The sequence below is a fragment of the Acidimicrobiia bacterium genome, assembly GCA_029210695.1.
In the GTDB taxonomy this organism is placed as follows: Bacteria; Actinomycetota; Acidimicrobiia; order Spongiisociales; family JAHEDJ01; genus JAHEDJ01.
In genome coordinates this window covers 1-5,100 of sequence record JARGFH010000111.1, presented here as the reverse complement: position 1 = coordinate 5,100, position 5,100 = coordinate 1, and the positions used below count along the sequence as shown (strand labels likewise).

At 63.1% G+C, this 5,100-nt stretch carries 4 protein-coding genes; 1 reads left to right on the top strand and 3 read right to left on the bottom strand.

Annotated elements, in window-relative coordinates; all coding sequences use genetic code 11:
* Window positions 1–140: 140 nt before the first annotated feature.
* On the bottom strand, window positions 141–953 hold the full coding sequence (locus P1T08_18150) for a hypothetical protein (protein ID MDF1598000.1): 813 nt from the start codon (window positions 951–953) through the stop codon (window positions 141–143).
* Between the two features lie 407 nt (window positions 954–1,360).
* Window positions 1,361–2,671, bottom strand: coding sequence for a DUF2254 domain-containing protein (locus P1T08_18145; protein ID MDF1597999.1), 1,311 nt, complete (start codon window positions 2,669–2,671; stop codon window positions 1,361–1,363).
* A 273-nt stretch (window positions 2,672–2,944) separates the two neighbouring features.
* Here P1T08_18145 and P1T08_18140 point away from each other — a divergent pair, with 273 nt between their 5' ends.
* Complete coding sequence (locus tag P1T08_18140) at window positions 2,945–3,358, top strand: EAL domain-containing protein (GenBank protein ID MDF1597998.1); 414 nt, start codon at window positions 2,945–2,947, stop codon at window positions 3,356–3,358.
* Between the two features lie 121 nt (window positions 3,359–3,479).
* Here P1T08_18140 and P1T08_18135 read toward each other — a convergent pair whose 3' ends face one another.
* Window positions 3,480–4,943, bottom strand: a complete 1,464-nt coding sequence (locus P1T08_18135; GenBank protein ID MDF1597997.1) for a CHASE domain-containing protein — start codon at window positions 4,941–4,943, stop codon at window positions 3,480–3,482.
* Window positions 4,944–5,100: the final 157 nt, after the last annotated feature.

The window sequence follows — 5,100 nt, the reverse complement described above, 5'->3', positions numbered from 1 at the left end:
CAGGACCTGATGGCACACTTGATACGCGACCGCGCTAGGTGGCGTCGGTAGATCGAGCACCGCTCGCGGAAGTGCCGATACAGAGCACTTGATAGACCGGCTGTTATGCCGCCTGATCTGACGATATGGGCGGTTTGGGATCAGTGGAGAAGGTGTCTGGTGAGGTAGGCGGCTTGGACTGTGCTTGCTTCGTCGAACAGGTCGCTGGGGTGGTAGAGGAGACCGAAATGTCCACCGTCGATGTCGTACCAGTCCTTCTCACCCGACAGGAGATCGAAAGCTTCTCGGCTGACCTCCGGGTTGGCGCCAACCATTTCGTCGGCCGGTGCGACCATCATCAAAGACGGGACCGTCACAAAGGGAGCGCACAGGGATGGGCTGTAAGGGGCGGTGTCCGATGGGATGACCCTGGTGGCCTGGTTCTGCCACCCGCTTCCATGCCTGCCGCCGTAGTCGACGAACCAACGGAACGCCTGGATCGGTTGCAGCAGCGAAGGAGTGCCCAACTGGTCGGGCGACACAACCGGAATCGGACCAGTGGTGTCCTCCGGGCGACCGGAAACGTCACCCGATTCGAAGGTCTCACGGATCGCTTCGAACGCTTCAAGTGTTGGGTTTACGTGAGAAGCGTGGGCGCCGAAGGTGGGGCATTGAGCTACCACCACCCTGACCCGAGAGTCGCAGGCAGCCACCAAGAACACCTCGCCAGCCGAGTACGAGTCACCCCAGACTCCGATCCGGTTCGGATCATGGTCTTCGATGGTCGAGGCGAACGTGATGGCGTCTCGATAACCACGGCACTGCACCCAAGGGTTGATCTCCTGGCGTGGCTCACCTCCGCTGATCCCCAGATTCCGATGGTCATAGATCAGAGCCGACACCCCAGCCTCAGCAAATACCTCGGCATACCGGTCGGTTGTCATCGGTATCGTGGCGGAGGTTCCGTGCGTCATCACCACCACCGGAAACGGCGGGTCGCCCTTCACAGCCTCATACAGAAACCCCCGAAGGACAGTACCTTCAGACTCGAACTCGACAGCAATCCGGCGAGAACCCCAACCATCCACGAAAATCCCAACCATTCCTTGTGACAACCAGAACCCTACGCCGTGAAGCTTCGACCCCAATCAAATCCCGCTCACAACCGGCCAGATCGACGGCGGGTGGGCCGTCCGCCGCCCCAGTCAGTGTCCGACGCGGGTTTGCCACCAGCACGCACGACGTGCCGGGGATGCGCTATTCGTGGAGTGGCGTCTTAGTCGTCTCGGTGGCCGGTTCGGCCGGTGATCGCTTGGCCACTGAATCGTGTGCTCCGTAGCGCATCATCCGAGTGGCCGGGGATCGGGGTAGGGGTCAAGGGTCAGTCTCCGGGTTCCGGCACCAAACCATGCTTCTCGGCGCGTCTCCTGAGCAGCTTCACGTCGTCGTCGGGGAGTTCACGCTCGGCCTGCTGGAGGAGGAGATGCACCTCCCGGCGAAGAGAGTCTCCCCTTCCAGCCTGAGCCTCGGGGAGCAGGGACACGAGGTCGTGAGCGAGATCGATGATCGCCCGAATCACCTCCGGTTGAGCCCCGGCGTTCAAGCGGATTCCCTGCAGGGCCGAGCGGATGTAGTCGTCCCGATCGGGACGGTCCGGGCGGAACAGACGGCGGTTGCTCCCGCGGTCGCCGACCACCCGGTGCGGCAGATCGCGGGTGAGGACCTCGCCGAGGGGCTCTCCAAGATGAGTGACGACGTCCACTGCGGTCGCCGGGTCGTTGATACCCGGCGAGAGTGCCCGCAGGGCGATATCGCTCAACAGCCTCAGTCCGAACCGGGGGTCGCCTTCGATCTTCCGATTCGTCCCGGTGCCTATCGCCTCCCTGATGGCGCTCTCGAGACCCGATGGAGGGTCAAGTGTCCACACGGTGGCCAGCATGGTGCCCGAGTGCACGTAATCTCCGACCTCCACGTCGACTCGCAGCACACCCCCGTCGTCAACGGCATCGAGCAGCTGTCTGTTGTCTATGGAGGTGACCCAACCCTTCGTCGTTCCCCTGACCCGCAGGGACGGCTCTCCCGACAGTTGGTCCGCCGCGAGCGCAGTTTCGGGACTCGCCTCGAGACGCTCGGGAAGTTCCCGTCGGACCTCGTGGGTAGTAGCATCCGCGATTCCTCGGATCAGCGTGCCGACCTCGATCCGTTGAAGCACGTGGTTGAGAAAGCCGACGATGAGGAGCATGGCGAGAACCGCCAGGATAATGCCCGCGGTTGTGGAGACGCTCGGGCTGGATTCCTCGGCTCCGTCCGACGGAAGGCGTACCGCGGCCAGGACAAGCAGCGAATAGACAAACGTGCCCGTGGTAATCCCGATGACTATCTGCTGAAACGAATCCCGGAACAGAACCCCGAGGATCCTAGGCGAGTACTGGCTGGCCGCCAGCTGCACCGTGAGAGCAGTTATCGAGAAAACGATAGCGGCAACGGTGATGGTGGCACCGGCGATGGTCGACAGGATCACCCGAGCGCTGGCGACGGTGGTCGACAGAACCAGAAGTCCATCCAGCGATCCACTGCCGTCCACCCACAACAGCGTGCGGGCCAGAACAGCACAGCCGCCGACGATCAGCGCGGGTATAAAGAAGAGACTCTGCCGTACACGGTCGAAAAGGTCGCGAACCCGGTTCCTCATCGCCCCAGACTACCCAGACTCGAACCCCCGGACCGCGGCGCGAAGAACACCGGAACGCCATCATCGACTCCCGCCTCTGACAGGTGGCTCAACCACACCGCCGGACGGGGGTTGCCTCATCGCCGGGGCCGTACATATGTACCGCCATCAGTGGAAGATGTTCTTGGATGTGGTAGCGGTTTCGGCGTCCGTCTCGTTCTTTGACTAGTTGTTTGTGTCGCCGACCTTCCCGGTAGTGAACCTATTTTCGATATCGAAGCTGGGATCCGCGACGTGTTGGGCGGGGAGGGTTTGGCCGTCCAGTTCCAGCCGATCTTCGATCTGGGTGCCTGGCTGGTGGGAACTAAACGGGTGGTCGGGTTTGAAGCGTTGGCCCGTTTCGATCTCCCGGTCGCACCCGACGTCTGGTTCCGGGAAGCGGCCCGGACGGGTCTGGGCGCCGACCTGGAACTAGCTGCCATCCACACCGCGGTAATGCACCTCCCCCAGATCCCCGCCGAGGCGTTCTTGAGTGTCAACGTCTCCCCCGAAACAGCAAGCTCGCTGGCACATGTTGACTGGTTCCACCGGCTACCTTTGCGGCGGGTCGTGATCGAGATATCCGAAGAGGCCACCATTGAATCGATCCGGGTTTTCCGGAGGCTCCGATCCTTGGGAGGATGGAGTCAGGTAGCCGCCGAACCCTGACTGGGGTCTCCTGGTACGGGTTCCGGGGGTGGACATCCGGCTCCCCTCTGACAGCCAGATTCGGGGGCGGCCCGGCGGGTGGTGCCCAGCGTTCCCGGTGGATCGGTCCCGGCCAGTCGAACTAGCGGCTGTTGACCTTGGCGGTCTGGGGTGGGATGCGTTCGGCTTCGGGGGTCCTTGCGGCCGGTAGCTCGAGGTCGAAGACACTCCAGTGGTCTTGTCGCCGGTAAGTAAGGTCCCCCTCCATCAACCGGGCGAGGTGGCGGGCCACACTGAGCCCAATACCGAGCGCGGCGGGTTGGCTCTCCCCTGGATGAGCTCGATAATAGGGCTCGAAGATCCGTTCCCATTCCTCGGCTGGGATCCCAGGCCCGTTGTCAGCTACCTGGATGTGGACCCGCTGGTCGGTGGCACCCAACCGGACCTGGATCCGGTCGCCCCCATAACGGCAGGCGTTGCTGATCAAGTTACGGAGAATCTGTCTGACCCGACCGGGATCCCCAGACGCCCTGTCGGCTCCTTCCAGGCCGGCGATCACCTCGACCCGGGCGCCGGTATCGGACCCGGCCGCTTCGAGCACTTGGGCAACCTGGGCTCGGGCCGCCACAGGCACCCGGGTCACCACCAGCAGGTCGAGCTCGGAACGAGCCGACACCAACAGGTCATCGATGATATGGGAAAGGTCGGTAGCTTCCTCAGCGACACTGGAGATCATCGATAGACGCTCCTCGTCGCTCAACACGCCGTGGCCCTCCCGCAACAGTTCGGCAAAACCGAGCACCCCGGTCAAAGGGGTGCGGAGCTCGTGGCTGACCGACGCCAAGAACTGATCCCTGGCCCGGGTGAGCTCCTGGAGGACCTCCAGTTCCTGTCGGGCATGTGACCGCTGCCGGTACAAGAAGATCCCGCCGGTGGCCAGACCAGACGCCGCCAGGCCAACAAACAGGACCAGCAGCGCCCCGGTCGGGTCAGGGATCATGCCCGAAGAGGGTTTCGGGGTGACGGTGATCTCCCACCGGCGGCCCCCCACCTCCAGACTCCCCACCCAAACCCCTTCGGCTTCTCCCCGAGACGAGCCGGTGGTGATGTCGCTGACTTCCCAATCGACCAGGCTGGAGAGGGTCGCCGAGTGGTGACCGCGGAGCAGTTCGCTCAGATCCATCGGCGCTACCGTGAACCCCACCACCGCGTCGGTGTCGGGATCGATGACCGGCCAGTACATCAAGAACCCATCCGATTCGGTCTCCGAAACCAACCGCACGAACGGGGTCGCCGCCACCTCATGGGTGGTCCGGGCACGCTCCAGGGCAGTGAGACGGTCGAGTTGCGACATCGAATCGAACCCGTGCGGCTGGTCGAACGCCTCGGACGGCTCAAACCACTGCACCGGTACATATTCGGGACGTTCCCCGACCGGAATCCGCCCACCCTCTGCGTCGAGTTCGAACACCGAATAGGCGGGGATCGTTTCCCGCATCTCGGCTACAAACCCGTCAAGGTCCTCGACCCGCACGATCGGCATATATCCGATACCCCCCAACCCAGGTGCCAACCCAATATCGGCCACGAAGCGACGGAACTCCACCTGAGCCACCTCGTCGCTGGACCTAAATAAGCCGCCCACCGCGACCAAACGCCCAACCACATCCTCTACTGCGTCAGCTGTGAATCGCCCTGGGAGAGTTGGAGACTCCGGAGCTTGGAAGCGAGGATGGAGTTATGGATTATCAGGGTGATGGGAC